Raw genomic sequence first — 16,740 nt, forward strand, 5'->3', positions numbered from 1 at the left:
ACACCCAGACCGTACTCAAAACCCAGAGCAGTCCGGGCGGCGCAGGTTTTAACGAACTGCGCATCGAAGACCGCAAAGGTGCCGAGTCCATTTCCATCCGCGCCCAACGCGACTGGTCCGAGCATGTACTTAATGATCAGTCGATCCAGGTGGATAACCAGCGCAAGGTCAACGTCACCGGGTTGTCCAGCCATGAGCTGCATGGCGAAGAACACCATCTCACTCATGGGTCACGCAAAATCCAGGTGCTGGCCGATGACTCTTTGACGGTGGTCGGTAATCAGCACATCAAAGCGGCCAATCATCTGGTCAGCGCGGCCCAGGAAATCCACCTGGCCGCCGGGCAAAACATGGTCATAGACGCCACGCTGAGTACGACTATCAAGGCGGGTGGTCATTGGATATCGATTACGCCAGCGGGGATTTTTACCAGCGTACCGATTCTGTTGGGTGGAGTTCCTTTGCCGGGGATGCCTGCCGTTCCGGTCCCACCCGTACCTCTCGAAAAACGAGTAGCGGTTCCGGGCGGTCCCTCCACACCGGTGATGGAGGTATCGGTTCAAGCCCTCCGTGATGAGTTCGAAATTCTTCCCGCCCGTTGTGAGGCCTGCGAGGCCGCCAAAGCGGAAGAGCTGGCGCAGGGAGACCAGCCATGACCGTCCCTTCCCAGGCCAATTATTTGTTGATCGACGGCGCATTAAGGCCAGGCGCGCTGGTCAGCCTTTATGAGCGTCATGAAATCTTTGAAATCGCCCCGTTGTATTTGGGGACTCGCTGGAAAGACCTTTACGACCTCGGGCCGATTCTGGTCAAGCCTGTGCCGGGCAGTACGCTCCTGTCGAACTGGCTCGTTGATGAGGCGCTTTGGACAGATTCAACGCTGATTTTTTGCGAGGCCTCGATTGAGGAAGTCGCCAGCCACCTTCGACGTTTTATCAGCCCTCCTGACTGTAACGGCGGGAGCGGTTTACTGCGTTTTGCCGATCCGCTGGTGGCGCACTTTTGGCTGTCGAGCTTTTCCGGGTCAGAAACCCTGCATCTGGGCCCCATCCAGCATTGGTGGGTAGCCAAGCCAAAGCAGGCTTGGGAATCACGTTCGCAGCCTTCCTGGCAGGTATTCAGCGGACGCCATAACGGATCGCCTTGGGACCACCGCTGCGCACTGCTGGGCCCCGACCAAATACTCGCTCTTGAGCGAACCCAACACTGGCGATTTCTTGGGCGTGTTCACGCGTGGATCAGTGAGCGAAACCCTTCGTTCTTTTTCGACATGAGCGGCGCGCAGATCACTGATTGGTTGGACTCAAGTCTGAATGCAGGTCTGGAGTGGGGCCTTGTCAGTGAGCGTGGTCTGGTTATCTGGATTGAGGCCTGCGCCGATGATGGTCAGGACTTCGCCACTAGCCCGCATGGCCATTACCGAAAATGGCTAACCCTCGATCCAGAACACGCCCGCCTGTCTCCCGAAGCACGAATCAAAGCTTTCGACGCGCACCGCTATGCGCAAAAGGATAACGCTCATGGCTGATAAAAACGGCAACCCTCAGCAGTGTCGCAACGCTCGGTTCTCCAATAGGCCCATGGCTAATCCGGGCGTCTGCCCGTTCAAAGGTCCGGACATCGCCATTGTGCCCATGCGCTATGCGCTGGACCGATCCCGCTATGACGTCGATCCCGGCCGGCTCACGCCTTTGAGTGCGGAGGGCAAATGGAAATGCCCTCCCAAACTGCAAAGCCGCAACTACACCTTGCGACAGCTGCGCGATGGATTTGTGTATGTCTACGACGAGACGGACGAAGCGCTGCACGAGTACCGTTTCAGCGCGCAGGACGCCAGCCTGACGCGGATTGTCTGGAGCGATGCTGGGCAAGATACCCGGTCTGCCTCAGGTGAAAGCCGCAGCCACCTGCTTTATCCCCGCACTCACAAGTTGCGTATGGCCTTCTCGCCGTATCAATGGACCTGGCGCATGTGCCAGTTGATAAGTGCCAGCGGTGTAAAGCGTGCCTCATGGCTGCGTGAACTGGACTTAGGCGACTACAGCCGACAGATGACCGCCTGGCATGCGCTGCCGTTGACCCGACTGAGCAAGCGGGTAGTGGCAGACGTGGATCCTCATCCCGTCAATCATGACGGCCGTTTTGCTGATTCAGCCCATCCTCCGGTGGCAGACGAAGAAGGCAAGTATCCATCTGTTGCCCTGGCCGCCGATGTGCTCTGGACCGGTGGCGTCGAGGATAAATTCAGTTCGGTACTGATCGCGCTGGACGATCCGTTGGCAATGCTCGAAGACCTGAGTATGCAGCTTGCAACTGATCAGGCGGCGCTTCATGAGTTTCAGCTGGAGCATGAGCACGCGCTGAATATCGCGGGTGTCGTGGAGAAACTATGCGGTGCCGCGGGGGACAAGTCTCTGCTGCCTGCTTCGGTATTGAAGGATGAAACGAAAACCCGGCAGTACATCCGGGATGTGGAAGCATACTTTGAGCAGCTTCAGGTGGAGGATGACCTCAAGCAAAGTGCTGATGGTCAGGTTTTGGGGCTTATTGAGTTGCCCTCTGCAGCCTTGGGCGATGAGCTCAAGGCTAATTACGGCAGTTTGCCGAATCCCGATTTGCGCAAAAGCTGGCAGGACCGCAGCAAGTGGCGTCGCGAGGTCGACCTGCAAGCGGCGCGGGAATACTCCGACACCCGGAATGCGCAACTGAAGACCCTTCGTGCGCACGTCATTGAAACCCAGAATGACATCAAGGCATTAGTCGCCTATATCGGCACCGATCCGATTCGGCTGTTCATTGACACCACTCATTCAACCTCGCTGCTGTGTTTGCTGGATGTTGTATCCGACCTGTTATGCAACCTGAGTCAGGACCTTGGCTTTTCTCGCTGGCTGCAAGAGGAAGAAGAGAACAGCAAAACCCTGTTTGGCCATGCTCGTTTCGGCTTCTCCCATCTGATCAAAGATGCCATGACCAATGAAGCCAATCGCGTGATGCAGGGCATTTCCGATGTCACGGCATTGGTAGGGCGGGCAGGGGAACTGAACGGATTTCTCACCCACGATGCCTTGGCAGAAAAACCCTGGATCAAGGCGCTGAGCGAACCGGCGCAAATGACCCTGAATGCCTTGGTCGATCTCGCCAAAGGTGCAGGAAAGGCGACCCTGGAAAACATCCAGCTGGCGTTCTTCCCGGTCGACAGTCGTCTGGCCGGCGGTGCCATCAATCAAAACGCTGCCTTGATACTGCGCAACCTGCTCATGGGCCATGTGCTGCTCAACCACCCCGAGAAACTGCAGATCGACGAGGCTTTCATCAAACAACACGCGGCCTGGGAGGCTGAGCTCAAAAAGGGGCGTGATCTTTACAAAACCGCTCAATATCGCTGGCTCTACCAAGCCAAACAATACGACCGCCGTGCTCTCGCGTCGATCATGCAAAACATCCAGCACCAATTGACACGGCAGAGGCTCAACGAGCCGTTGCTGTTCGACTATCGCGGCAAGCGCTACGGTCAAGTCATGCAGTCCAAGATCGTGAACTTCTTCGCCGCACACGGCCAGCTCACCCAGGCATGGAGCAAACAGGCCAAAGCCTGGAGCGCCGAACACGGTCTTAACGCTGGCGCTATCACTTGGGGTATTGCGGCCATCAACCTGCTTAACACCTTCGTTACTTACGAGACGGCCAGCCGGGATGGTGAGTTGAGCAAGAAGGATTGGGCGAAGGTAGCGTCGGCTGCGGCCTATACCGGGAATGCGTTGATGGCTGTGTTTGTCGAGACTGGGTGGGGGGCGATGAAGGGGCTGGAGATTTTTGGTAGCGACTCGAAACCCATCAAAATTACCCAGAAGTCTGCAGCTCACTGGACTCGAGCGGGTAAATCCGACTGGGGGAAATTGATAAAAGGATTTGGTACGAGGTTGGTTGGGTTAGGCGGGTTTGCTGTGATAGCTGCGTCTTTGGAGTGGTGGGATATCGATGATGATTACCTGAATACGGACTCAGCGTTGGATAAAGATGTAATGAATATAAAGAAGATCTCTGTCCTTGGATTTGCAATGGTGGGTGGGGCTCAGTTGTTAGCTGGCATTGCGGCATTAGTGGGTAACGGAACACTAGCTGCCTTGGTCATGAGTCCTTGGTTCTTTGGTATCACAGCATTGATTGGGTTGGTGTACCTGTTATCAACTCTGACGCTCAACTATTTGAAGCGAGATGTCGTGGGACACTGGCTTCGCAAATGTCACTGGTCTCGCTACCCGGATGAGTGCTTTGAGAGCAAAGATGAGGAGAATCAAACGTTCCTTGAAATTCAACTTGCTCCGGCGCTTTTCATAAAGCCAACATTCCATGCCAGCCAACATTACTTCCCTGATATTGGTTATCTACCAACTGAGACCCAAAACGGCGCCTGGGTGCAGTTGCGATTGCCCGGCGCCATTCGAGGCGAGTTGGCGCATGTGAATTTGACTGCAACCGGCCGACCGTTTCCTGGCTTTCCGGTAGAGAGACTAGGCGACAGCTTGAAGGACTGTTTCAGTGGCTATGGCACAGTTGAGGCCGTTGCTCAGTGGCGAAGAGTTTCGCTGCTCAAAACTCAGACCCGCTTCAACGAGCCGCCGCAAAAAATCTCGCCTCCAGCGGACGAAGATGTTATTTGGCAAACTTGGGTTCCGCTCACTGAAAGTGCGCAGTACCTGGAACTACAAGTTTGGTACTCAGCACAAACTTTGCCCATCCGAGAGGGCGACAAAGGCTATCGCTATCAGATTGAACTGATTCCAGAGGGAGAGACTGATGGCAGCGAGAGTCGAGTGGTCGGTGCAAATCTAAACTCCCTGACGGTTGAATCCTTAGGCGGTCGCGCGGACGCCTTGCTGCTTCCCTTGCCGTTGTAATGATTCAGTCGTCTAGCGGTGAGCACTGGGTGGTAGCCGAACTTGCTAGCGAAAGCGCTGGGTCATACACCAAATTCGTCGGTTGTCCTGACCCTTAGCAAGCAGTCCCACAATATGATGAGTTCAGTTCGGGCACTGATATATTTTAGATAGGGTAGTCACGTGATGAGTCTGAAAGAGAATGCACAGGTACAGGAGCCTTCCGTTGAAGCAGATCTATCTCTGGAGAAGGAAGTGAGCGCTATCTTTATGAGCTGGGAGATAAAGGCTCATGCGCATCCGACAATGTTTATGGATGTTGGAATGGCGGTCCTTGGAGCATTTCCGTTCATTTTTTGTATCTACGGCGTTTTTTTTCATGAGAACGAAAATACAAGGCACTCATTTATAAATTCAGGTGCGTTTGGCATGGCGCTGGTTTTTTTCATGTGGATTGTAATCGTTCGACAAAAGACCTTCTATTCCTACCGTATTTCTGAGAAGGGTGGAGAAGTTGACTATTGGCTGTACTTTCCAAAGTGCGCCGGTTGGATATTCAAAGGCATTGCGGTTTTTGTATTGGTCACCGTGCTGGCCATAATCTCAATCATGCCAATGATGATTTTTGCTTTGGTCGGCGTCGGCGCTATTACCATCCCGGCTGCCTTGAAGCTGCTGGCCTGGGAGAATGAGATTGATAGCGGCAGTTTTGAGTGGGAGAGAGTGCAGTTGATAGTGGCGGATCGAAAGAGAAGTCTCGTGGTTCTTCAGCGAAGATACCATCCCGATATTCCGTTTGAACAAAACTACATGTATTTCGAGGTTTTTTTGCCCAAGCAGCGGTTTGATGAGTTTATTAGAGCTTGCAAGCATTACGCCCCTTCCACGGTGGATTTTGAAGAGGGGGATGCTGGGTATTAGTATTTTGGTCCGCATATTTTGGGGGGCAATGGAAGGGGAGGTATGGTCGTAAGTTGCTAGTTTAAGTATCGATTTTGGATAGCTATATGTCGAAGTTGAAAAAAAGGGTTAAGAGCAAGCCTTGTGTTCGCAAAGCTCCTCTGGTCTGGAAGGTAAGAGCGCACGCACGACCTACTCTGCCTGCGGATATCGGAATGGGTGTGCTGTTTGTGATTCCGATAATCTTATTTGCTTATGGGTGGCAAGGGGATGTTAGTGATGGAGCGAGAGAGACCCTTACTAGTGGTGGTATAATCTCCGTTTTTATCTACTCATATCTCTGGTCCTTTGGTGTTAGACAAAAGACAGTATTTGAATATCATGTAAATGAGTTAGGGGGAAGTATGGCCTGCCAGCTATATTATCCAAAATACGCGGGACGCTTTTTCAAAGGCCTCGCCATCTTCGCCTTCGTTGCCATCCTCTCCATGATCTCAATAGACCCAAGCCTGATTTGGATCGCTGCGGGGCCGGCGGGTATTTCCATAGCTGCGGCAGTTAAGCTGCTCAATTGGGAGAACCCCGTCGAGCACCATGCCACTGACTGGGCGCGCTATGACCTCGTCTTCATTGATCGTAAGCGGAAAATGGTCGTCCCCAGCTTTCATGCCGATCCCTTGGCAGGCTTCGAAGTCCACCTCGAAAAAGCCAGAATCGATGACTTCGTTGCCTTCCTGAAGACCGTGATCCCACACGCTGAATTCCGCGAAGCTGAGTGGAAGTGGTAGCCGCTCAGGTACCTCGAATTCCCCAACCCGACAAGCGGCCCCACCACGGAACGATTCCCGTGAACCGGGCGTCATAAGCTCCCTTGAGCCAGCATCCATCGGCCCCGCGATTAGCCGTCGCGGGGCTTCCATGTTTTAATTGAACGCTTGTTCAATTAAAACCGGTGGTTCGCTGCCCGCTCATAACAGGAGGCTTACCCTTGCTTAATCCGTTTGTTGCCGTCTTTTCCTACGACCTTGAGGTGCATTGCTCATGAGTGCACCTGCTAGCCAGTCCAGCGGTATGGTTCGTATGAATCCGCCGGTGTTTTATTTCGCGGCGACGGTTATTTTGCTGTTTGGTGTGTCAGTCATTTCCTTCCCGGAGGCCGCTGGCCAGTGGTTGCTGGCGGCACAGAACTGGGCGGCCAATACGGTCGGCTGGTATTACATGCTGGCGATGACGATCTATCTGGTCTTCGTGGTGGTCACCGCCTTGTCTGGTTACGGCAAGATCAAGCTCGGTGCCGACCACGACGAACCCGAATTCAGTTATCTGTCCTGGGCGGGCATGCTGTTCGCTGCCGGGATCAGCATCACGTTGTTCTTCTTCTGTGTATCGGAACCCCTGACGCACTTGCTGCAGCCACCGCAGGGCGAAGCGGGTACGTCTGAGGCGGCGCGGCAGGCGATGCAGTTGCTGTTTCTGCACTGGGGCTTGCACGGCTGGGGTGTGTTTGCGTTTGTGGGCATGGCGCTCGCGTACTTCGCTTATCGCCATAATTTGCCCTTGGCGCTGCGCTCGGCGCTGTATCCGCTGATCGGCAAACGCATCAATGGTCCTATTGGTTATGCGGTTGACGGCTTTGGCATCATCGCGACGATTTTTGGCCTCGGTGCTGACATGGGGTTTGGGGTATTGCACCTGAATTCCGGGCTGGATTACCTGTTTGATATTCCCCATACCCAATGGATTCAAGTCGGGCTGATCACGTTGATGATGGGCGCGGCGATTCTGGTGGCGATCGCAGGTGTCGACAAAGGCGTGCGTGTCATGTCTGACATCAACATGCTGCTGGCCTGTGCGCTGTTGCTGTTTGTGTTGTTTGCTGGCCCGACGCAGCACCTGCTCAACACTTTGGTGCAAAACATTGGTGATTACCTCGGGGCGATCACCACCAAGAGTTTTGATGTGTATGCCTACGACGAGCCGAGCGAATGGCTGGGTGGCTGGACGGTGTTTTACTGGGCCTGGTGGATTGCCTGGTCGCCTTTCGTAGGTCTGTTCATTGCGCGTATTTCCCGTGGCCGGACCATCCGTGAGTTCGTGTTCGGTGTGCTGCTGATTCCGTTGGGCTTCACCCTGGCGTGGATGTCTATTTTTGGTAACAGCGCCATCGATCAGGTGCTCAACCATGGCATGGTCGCGCTGGGGCAGTCGGCTATTGATGATCCGTCACGCACGCTTTATTTGCTGCTGGAAACCTATCCATGGAGCAAAACTGTTATTGCGGTGACGGTGTTCATCAGCTTTGTGTTCTTCGTCACTTCGGCGGACTCGGGCACCGTCGTGCTTTCGACACTATCCGCCAAAGGCGGCAACCCGGATGAAGACGGCCCGAAATGGCTACGGGTGTTCTGGGGTGTGGCGACTGCACTAGTTACCAGCGGGCTGCTGTTCTCCGGCAGTATCGATGCGTTGAAGTCAGCAGTGGTGCTGACATCGCTGCCGTTCTCACTGATTTTGCTGTTGATGATGTGGGGCCTGCACAAGGCGTTCTTCATGGAATCCCAGCGACAGATCGCGCAGTTGTACTCGCTGGCTCCGGCATCCGGGGCTCGACGTGGTGGCTGGCGTCAGCGCCTTAGCCAGGCCGTGCATTATCCGTCGCGAGACGAGGTGTACCGCTTCCTCGACCAGACTGTGCGTCCGGCGATCGAAGACGTTACGGCTGTGTTTGCCGAGAAGGGTCTGAACGTTGTGACTCAGCCTGACCCGGCCAATGACAGCGTCAGCCTGGAAATTGGCCATGGCGAAGAGCGGCCGTTCATTTATCAAGTGATGATGAAGGGCTTCTTCACGCCGTCGTTTGCGCGTGGCGGGATGGGCTCCAAACAGCTGAACAATCGTCGCTATTACCGCGCCGAAGTGCACCTGAGCGAGGGCAGTCAGGATTACGACCTGGTGGGCTACACCAAAGAGCAGGTCATCAACGACATCCTCGACCAGTACGAGCGGCATATGCAGTTCCTGCATTTGGTGCGCTAGGTCAGTGAGACCATCTAACCTCGGTCCCACAGAGTTGCGTAGATTCTGTGGGAGCCGAGCTTGCTCGTGATAAGCCTGTACGCGGTTGCCAGTCAAACCGCGTCACCTTTCATCGCTGGCAAGCGCTGCCTATAGGTTGGTTTCATTCGTTAAGGCGGTGTTGCGGTCTATATAAGGCTGCGGATGCACCTGCCCTTCGCGAATAAATTCGCTCCCACGGATTTGTGTTTGCAGGCCAACATAGAATCTCCGACAGGGGTTTGAGTTAGCAACTCGGCTCACATCGATCTACGCCAACCCACCGTTGGCACGCAGGATCTGCCCGTTGACCCAGCCTGAGTCTGGCCCGGCCAGAAACGACACGACATTGGCTATGTCTTCTGGCTGACCCAGGCGTTGCAGCGGCGGCATGTTTGCGAAGTTCTTGATCTGCTCTTCAGTTTTGCCATTCAGGAACAGCTCGGTAGCCACTGGACCGGGCGCTACTGCATTGACGGTGATGCTGCGCCCGCGCAGTTCCTTGGCGAACACATGAGTGAATGATTCAACCGCAGCTTTGGTGGCGTTGTAGATCGCGTAGCCGGGAATGTTCAGTGCCAGCGCCGAGCTGGAGAAGTTGATGATCCGCCCGCCATCGTTCATTCGCTCCCCGGCTTCACGTAGCGTGTTGAAGGTGCCTCGTGTGTTGATGGCGAAAGTCTGTTCGAACAGTTCGTCGCTGGTGTCGACGATGGGCATGGTTTTCATGATGCCGGCGTTGTTGACCAGCACATCGACTTTACCCAATTGCTGCTCGGTCAGATCAAACAGGGTGCGCACATCGGCTGTGCTGGCGACGTCGGCCTTGATGGCGATCGCCTGACCGCCGTCGGCTATGAGGCTGGCGACCAGCGTCTCGGCTTCGGTTGCGCTGTTGGCGTAATTCACGGCGACGGCAAAACCGTCGGCTGATAGACGCTTGGCGATTTCAGCGCCGATACCGCGTGAGGCTCCGGTGACAATGGCGACTTTGCGAGGGTTGTTCTGAGTCATGGTCCACCTCCGTTCTGAATGTGTCGTTACTTTCACATGTTGAGCGCGGGGGATAAACAGGCGGGAATTGGCATGATTGTTCGGTAAATCTGAACAAATACGTTCGCATCAGTAGATGCTGACCTGTGGGAGAGCGGCCAGTGTCCATAACAGCAAACGCATGGCCCTGTAGGAGCTGCCGAAGGCTGCGAATGCGGTATGCCAGGATGAATGCTTCGCAGCCTTCGGCAGCTCCTACAGGGCCATGCGTTTCAATGCAGTCAGGAGGGGCCCCAGTGAGCTCGCAATCGCGAGCAAGCTCGGCTCCCACGGAATCAAATCGGGGTCAGTATCCAGTGGTGTGGATGCAAAAAGCCCAGAGCTGCTCGCGCAACGCTGGGCTTTCGGAGGAACGAAAGGCTTGATCAGCCTTCATCGCCCTCATCATCGTCACCACCATCGATCTTCATGCCCAGCTCCTTGATCTTGCGAGTCAAGGTGTTACGGCCCCAGCCCAGCAACACAGCGGCGTCGCGACGACGGCCAGCGGTATGCTTGAGGGCGGTTTCGATCATGATGCGTTCGAAGGTCGGCACGGCACTGTCCAGCAGGCTGGATTGACCGCGGGCAAGAGCCTGATCGGCCCATTGGCGCAACGCTTGTTCCCAGTTGGTCACTGGCGCTGCATCTTGCGGCAGGCTCAGCAGCTCTGGCGGCAGGTCGCTGATGTGCACTTCACGGCCAGAGGCCATGACGGTGATCCAGCGGCAGGTGTTTTCCAGCTGACGCACGTTACCCGGCCAAGGCAGGTGTTTGAGGTATTCCTCGGTTTCCGCCTTGAGCAGTTTCGGTTCGACCGCCAGTTCCTGAGCCGCACGGCTGAGGAAGTGTTTGGCCAGGGTCGGAATGTCTTCACGACGATCCGACATGCGTGGAATGTGGATGCGAATCACGTTCAGACGGTGGAACAAGTCTTCCCGGAATTTGCCAGCCTGCACCAGTGTTTCCAGGTTCTGGTGAGTCGCCGCAATGATGCGCACGTCAACTTTGACCGGCGTGTGACCGCCCACGCGATAGAACTCGCCGTCAGCCAGAACACGCAGCAAGCGCGTTTGGGTGTCGGCAGGCATGTCGCCGATTTCGTCGAGGAACAGGGTGCCGCCATCCGCTTGTTCAAAGCGCCCGCGACGCAGGTTTGCTGCTCCGGTGAACGCGCCTTTTTCGTGGCCGAACAGTTCCGATTCCATCAAGTCTTTCGGAATGGCGGCCATGTTCAATGCAATGAACGGTGAGGCTGACCGTGGGCTGTGACGATGCAGGGCGTGAGCAACCAGTTCTTTACCGGTGCCCGACTCGCCGTTGATCAACACGGTGATGTTGGAGTGGCTGAGACGACCGATGGCGCGAAACACTTCCTGCATCGCTGGCGCTTCGCCAATGATTTCAGGGGTGCGGGTCAGTGTCGGAGCAACGTCCATGCCTTGCTGTTCCTGGGCATGCAGGTTGGCACGCTTGACCAGAGAAACGGCTTCGTCGACGTCGAACGGTTTTGGCAGGTACTCGAACGCGCCGCCCTGGTAAGAGGCAACAGCGCTGTCCAGATCTGAATGAGCGGTCATGATGATGACCGGCAGGCGCGGGTGTTGTTCGCGGATTCGCGCCAACAGGTCCAGGCCACTGGCGCCCGGCATGCGGATGTCAGAGATAATCACGTCCGGTTGCTGACGGGCCAGGCGGCTCATCACGCCATCGGCGCTGTCGAAGCTTTGTGTGGTCATGCCTTCTTGTTGCAAGGCTTTTTCCAGAACCCAACGAATGGAACGATCGTCATCTACGATCCAGACAGTTTCACTACGGCTCATGTCGAAGCTGCTCCTTGTTCCAGCGGCAGGAAGATCGAGAAGGTGGTGTGGCCAGGATGGCTGTCACACTCGATCAGCCCCTGGTGCTGACTAATGATGTTCTGCGTTATCGCAAGACCGAGTCCAGTGCCGTCAGGACGGCCACTGACCATCGGGTAGAAAATGGTTTCCTGAAGCTCGGCGGGGATTCCAGGACCGTTGTCGATGATTTCGATTTTGCTGACCAGCCGGTGACGCACATGACCGATCGTGAACTGACGCATCGCACGAGTACGCAGGCTGATTCGGCCCAGGCGAAGCTCGTTCTGGCTGCTGATGGCTTGCATCGCATTACGCACGATATTGAGCACGGCCTGAATCATCTGTTCACGGTCGATCAATACATCGGGAATACTTGGATCATAGTCGCGCACCAGAGTGATGCACCCTTGGCTTTCCGCTTCGACCAGACTGCAGACACGCTCAAGCACTTCGTGCACGTTAGTCATGGCCAGCGACGGCAGTTTGTTTGACCCGAGCATGCGATCCACCAGATTTCTCAGGCGGTCGGCTTCCTCGATGATGACGTTGGTGTAGTCCTTCAAGCTCTCTTCAGGCAGCTCCCGCGCCAGCAGTTGCGCTGCGCCGCGAATCCCGCCAAGTGGGTTCTTTATTTCGTGAGCCAGGCCACGCACCAACATCTTGGTGGTTTCCTGCTTGGACAACTGGGCTTCTTCCTTGGTGATGCGCAGCAGGCGGTCCCGTGGATGGACCTCTAGCAGCAGCAAGGTTTCGCCTTGGCTGAGGATGGGCGTCACGGCGTAGTCGACCGTCAGGGTCTGGCCGGTCAAGGCTGTGAGCATGGCCTCACGCTTGGTGAAAGGGTGCGCTTGTTCTACCGCCTGGCGCAGAGAGCTCAACGCTTCTGCAGATTCAGTGAAGAGCTCGCTGATGAATTGCCCATGGCTGCGCTGACCGCTGATGGCCAGCAGCATTTCCGCTGCCGGGTTCATGTACTCAAGGCGCAGATCGGCGTTGAGCAGAATGGTGGCAGTGGTCAGGTTATCGAGTAACAAACGGTGCAGCGCGTCGCTGATAGTCATTAAAGTCTTTGACCTCTTTTGGCTCATTGCGATTCCAGGTGAGCCTCGAATCGCAGGCGCTGGTTGGTCTTCTCCAGCGTGGGTAACGCCACTGATACATTTGTATCCAGTGCAGATAGGGTGCTGTTATAGCCAAGTTGCAAAAACCAAACCAAGGCTCCGAAAAGAAGCGTTTAAACTGCAAAACCGGGCTTTTTTTGGACAGTGCGTTTGATTGGTTCATCGAAGGGTATCGTTTTCGAACCAAAATGGGGTTCCCGGCCGACTTGCTTGCAATATCTTGCACCAATATAGGGCTTTGATGTTTTGGAGAGAGGTGCTCTATCAAAAGAAAGGCAGAATGCTGCTTTTTTCTTTGGGTTTGTCTTTGAGGGGGCACTCAGGGCGCACGCCGTACTCGGCGGTTTCGCAGGGGTTGGCCAGACGTTTCTGGGCCAGTGAAATACGTTGCATGTGGAAGGGTTGATTGGGCGTCTTTTCCAGCACTCGGCCTTTATCGTCGAGAATCTGCGCAGCGATCTGATGCGTGCCCCTGTCGATGTTCTTCAGCGGGAAAACAGGGCTACGCCCGGCTTGGGCGACTGGCTTGCCATCCAGCAAAAGCTGGTAGGTATGACCTGGCTGCAACGCGGGATCGCTGGTGATGGTGGCAATCATCTCCCCTTCTGTACTGCGTACGGTCGCGTCCGGTTCTGGCACGAGAACCCGAAGCAGGTCGTAACGAAACATCGGCCGGGGCTTGTCTCTGGTGGGTGTACTTTTTTGCACGGTGCGCGGTGGCGGCGAGCCGCTGGTGCTGTTGCTGGGCAGAATCTCGACGCGTTTGGCGTTCTTGTGAGGCTGGTCCGTGAAGACTTTATTACCCTGCGCATCCGTGTAGGTATAGACATCTGCCAGCACCGGAGCAGGCAGCGTGATCAGTAAGCCCAACAGTGCGCAGACCCATGTCCGTGATTTAAGGTTTGCCGACATGAACGCGCTGCACCGTCAGTGTGATGGTTGGACTCTGCTGGATGATGCGGCCTTTATCCAGCACCACTACGGCAAAGCTGTGTTCGCCACGATCAATGTTGACGACTTGCAGGCGCGGCACATTCCCTGGCTGACCATAGAGATTTCCATCCACCAGTAATTGCAGCAAGTGCCCCGGAAGCAGTCTTGGCTGGATAGCGACCCCGACGGTAAACGTACCGTTGTTGGCGCGCAGTGCTTCATCAGCGGGCAAGTCGGTCAGCGCCAGCGTCGGGTAGGCCACTTGTGTCTGTGCTGAGGGTGGCGGGTTTTGCGGGGGTGCTACCGGGGTAGCCATTTTCTGGGTGTCGACGCTGTTGAGTGGCGGCAGCTCCACGACCTGAGCCTTGACGCCATCGGGCGGCGTATTGCTGAACGCAGCATTACCGTTGGCGTCGGTGTATTTGTAAATCTGCGCCGCTGCGGGCAAGGCGATCAACAGCAGCAGACAGATGAGGCTTAGGCGCATGCGGGCTCCATGGCTTGGCTGCGGGTAGCGGTGGGTTGCGCGCAGCATAGAACATAAATCAGCTGAAGCGGTTGATGATCATTTACCTGTCACGCACAACTCGCCGACTGCTCGCGTAAGCGCCAGGTCATGAATCGGATCTTTCGCTTGTAGTCGGGACTGTTGAATCACCCAGTTCGGGCATTGTGGGTCCTGACGGTACATCGCAAAGGCTGAGTATTCGCGCAGCAATCGCGTTTGCAGTTGATCCAGCTGGGGCCGAATTTGCCCGACCAGATCTGGTCTTGGCGTGTCTGGCGCCTTACCCGCTTCGTGCCACCGGGCGAGCAGTGCATACTGCACCAGCTTGTTCGCTTCAATTTGTGCGGCGAGGAATTGGCTGACTTCCTGCGCATCCAGGTTGTATGTCGGTGCGAGCTTTGCGGCGGCTGCGATGACCTGTGCTTCGCGAGGGCTGTCCTGTATCGGTTTCCCACTGTCCCATTTGGTCAGCGCGACCTGGTCTGCGATGGCAAGGCGTTCGCTGATCGTTGTCAGTAAAGGTGCAAGCGGTGCGGGCGAAGTCACGGGTGTGCCCGCGCAGGCGGTCAGGCTGGTGAGCGCAGCGCAGAGAAAAAGCAAGCATGCTGGATTGGACATATCTCTTTTTTCTCTCAAATTAATCGGAGCATTGATGCTGAACCTGTAGGAGCGCACGAGCACCTACAGGGGGCGGTGTTCGCGAATCGACAGCATGCACCTGCTGGCGGCGTGCGTGGCAACAAATAGATATCGCCTATTAAATCCCGCCCATAAAAAAGGCCTCCCGAAGGAGGCCTCTTTAGTGCGTCAGAATGCCTGACGCGACTGGATTAGCAGCTGTAGTACAGCTCGTATTCCAGTGGGTGTACGAAGGTGCGTACTTTGATTTCTTCTTCGCTTTTCAGAGCGATGTAAGCGTCGATGAAGTCGTCGCTGAAAACGCCGCCTTTGGTCAGGAACGCACGACCTTTGTCCAGCTCTTCCAGGGCTTCTTTCAGGCTGCCGCAAACTTGTGGGATCTCTTTGGCCTCTTCAGGCGGCAGGTCATACAGGTTTTTGTCAGCAGCATCGCCAGGGTGGATCTTGTTCTGGATACCGTCCAGGCCGGCCATCAGCAGTGCTGCGAAAGCCAGGTACGGGTTGGCAGCTGGATCCGGGAAGCGAGCTTCGATACGACGGCCTTTAGGGCTGTTGACGTAAGGAATACGGATCGACGCGGAACGGTTACGAGCCGAGTACGCCAGCATTACTGGAGCTTCGAAGCCTGGAACCAGACGCTTGTAGGAGTTGGTAGCAGGGTTGGTGAAGCCGTTCAGTGCCTTACCGTGCTTGATGATGCCGCCGATGAAGTACAGAGCGGTGTCGGACAGGCCGGCATAGCCTTCGCCTGCGAAGGTGTTCTTGCCATCTTTGGAGATGGACATGTGAACGTGCATACCCGAACCGTTATCGCCGTACAGAGGCTTAGGCATGAAGGTAGCGGTGCGGCCATAAGCGTCAGCAACGTTGTGAACAACGTATTTCAGGGTCTGAACTTCGTCAGCCTTTTTAACCAGCGTGTTGAATTTCACGCCGATTTCGTTCTGACCAGCAGTGGCCACTTCGTGGTGGTGAACTTCTACGGTCTGGCCCATTTCTTCCAGAGCGTTGCACATTGCGGTGCGGATTTCGTGGTCATGGTCGAATGGCGGAACCGGGAAGTAGCCACCTTTGATACCTGGACGGTGGCCTTTGTTGCCGCCTTCGATGTCCTGATCGGACATCCACGAACCTTGTTCGGAGTAGATTTTGAACATGGAGCCGGAGATGTCGGACTTGAACTTCACTTCGTCGAAGATGAAGAACTCTGGCTCTGGACCGGCGAATACGGTGTCACCGATACCGGTCGACTTGAGGTATTCCTCAGCGCGGTGGGCGATTGCACGTGGGTCGCGATCGTAACCTTGCATGGTCGAAGGTTCGATGATGTCGCAAACCAGGATCAGCGTTGGGTCTTCGGTGAACGGATCGAGAACGGCGGTTTCGTCGTCCGGCAGCAGGATCATGTCGGAGGCTTCGATGCCTTTCCAGCCAGAGATGGAGGAGCCGTCGAACATCTTGCCGACTTCGAAGAAGTCGTCTTCCAGAGCATCGCGAGCCGGCATGGTCACGTGGTGCTGTGTACCTTTAGTGTCCGTGAAGCGCAGATCAATCCACTTAACGTCATGATCTTTGATAAGTTGAACCGACTTCGACATGGTGTCCTCCGGGTGGCTTCGGGCCTATTTAATGGTTTGGGCCCTTAGAATTTGGGTGATGCCGGCGCAGATACTCTGCCAAGGCAACCTGCCTCACAAGGGAGCAAATTGCATGCCAGTGCCCCGAGATGGGTTTTGTGCCCGAAACGCTCGCATTTTCAGGCATAAATTCGATTATTTGAAAAATTAGCGCACCACAATGATGCTCGATATTGCGGGTCGGGTCTTTTT

General features: G+C 55.5%; 13 protein-coding genes. 6 read left to right on the forward strand and 7 right to left on the reverse strand.

What is annotated here, in order from left to right:
- The 6 genes from EE949_RS08690 to betT all read left to right on the forward strand — a co-directional run.
- Positions 1 to 656: bacteriophage T4 gp5 trimerisation domain-containing protein (locus EE949_RS08690; protein WP_430735970.1), on the forward strand; the 656-nt coding region annotated here is incomplete at its 5' end.
- A complete protein-coding gene (locus EE949_RS08695; RefSeq protein WP_122663919.1) occupies positions 653 to 1,528 on the forward strand; it encodes a DUF4123 domain-containing protein in 876 nt (291 codons plus the stop codon). The genes EE949_RS08690 and EE949_RS08695, both read left to right, overlap by 4 nt.
- On the forward strand, positions 1,521 to 4,901 hold the full coding sequence (locus EE949_RS08700) for a toxin VasX (protein WP_122663920.1): 3,381 nt from the start codon (positions 1,521 to 1,523) through the stop codon (positions 4,899 to 4,901). Before EE949_RS08695 ends, EE949_RS08700 begins: the two co-directional genes overlap by 8 nt.
- A 165-nt stretch (positions 4,902 to 5,066) precedes the next feature.
- A complete protein-coding gene (locus EE949_RS08705) occupies positions 5,067 to 5,801 on the forward strand; it encodes a hypothetical protein (RefSeq protein ID WP_122663921.1) in 735 nt (244 codons plus the stop codon).
- An 86-nt stretch (positions 5,802 to 5,887) separates the two neighbouring features.
- On the forward strand, positions 5,888 to 6,568 hold the full coding sequence (locus EE949_RS08710) for a hypothetical protein (protein ID WP_122663922.1): 681 nt from the start codon (positions 5,888 to 5,890) through the stop codon (positions 6,566 to 6,568).
- 292 nt (positions 6,569 to 6,860) lie between these two features.
- The gene (gene betT / locus EE949_RS08715; protein WP_206335698.1) at positions 6,861 to 8,816 is read left to right on the forward strand and encodes a choline transporter BetT; all 1,956 of its coding nucleotides are present in this window, start codon (positions 6,861 to 6,863) and stop codon (positions 8,814 to 8,816) included.
- A gap of 288 nt (positions 8,817 to 9,104) precedes the next feature.
- On the opposite strand, the gene EE949_RS08720 is transcribed toward betT, so the two are convergent.
- The 7 genes from EE949_RS08720 to glnA form a co-directional block, all read right to left on the reverse strand.
- Positions 9,105 to 9,848 (reverse strand): SDR family oxidoreductase, encoded by a 744-nt coding sequence (locus tag EE949_RS08720; RefSeq protein ID WP_122663924.1) that lies wholly within the window; start codon positions 9,846 to 9,848, stop codon positions 9,105 to 9,107.
- Between the two features lie 404 nt (positions 9,849 to 10,252).
- A complete protein-coding gene (ntrC, locus tag EE949_RS08725) occupies positions 10,253 to 11,689 on the reverse strand; it encodes a nitrogen regulation protein NR(I) (RefSeq protein WP_027902131.1) in 1,437 nt (478 codons plus the stop codon).
- Complete coding sequence (gene glnL, locus EE949_RS08730) at positions 11,686 to 12,771, reverse strand: nitrogen regulation protein NR(II) (protein WP_027902132.1); 1,086 nt, start codon at positions 12,769 to 12,771, stop codon at positions 11,686 to 11,688. Before glnL ends, ntrC begins: the two co-directional genes overlap by 4 nt.
- A gap of 324 nt (positions 12,772 to 13,095) precedes the next feature.
- On the reverse strand, positions 13,096 to 13,743 hold the full coding sequence (locus EE949_RS08735; RefSeq protein WP_122663925.1) for a DUF4124 domain-containing protein: 648 nt from the start codon (positions 13,741 to 13,743) through the stop codon (positions 13,096 to 13,098).
- A complete protein-coding gene (locus tag EE949_RS08740) occupies positions 13,727 to 14,251 on the reverse strand; it encodes a DUF4124 domain-containing protein (RefSeq protein WP_122663926.1) in 525 nt (174 codons plus the stop codon). The genes EE949_RS08735 and EE949_RS08740 overlap by 17 nt, the downstream gene beginning before the upstream one ends.
- A gap of 78 nt (positions 14,252 to 14,329) precedes the next feature.
- Entirely contained in the window at positions 14,330 to 14,890 is a 561-nt protein-coding gene (locus EE949_RS08745) for a chorismate mutase (RefSeq protein WP_122663927.1), read from the reverse strand.
- A gap of 212 nt (positions 14,891 to 15,102) precedes the next feature.
- Positions 15,103 to 16,509 carry a glutamate--ammonia ligase gene (glnA, locus tag EE949_RS08750; protein ID WP_122663928.1) on the reverse strand — a complete coding sequence of 469 codons (1,407 nt, stop codon included), beginning with the start codon at positions 16,507 to 16,509 and terminating at the stop codon, positions 15,103 to 15,105.
- Between the last annotated feature and the right edge of the window lie 231 nt (positions 16,510 to 16,740).

This window comes from Pseudomonas viridiflava, assembly GCF_900602065.1.
Lineage (GTDB): Bacteria > Pseudomonadota > Gammaproteobacteria > Pseudomonadales > Pseudomonadaceae > Aquipseudomonas.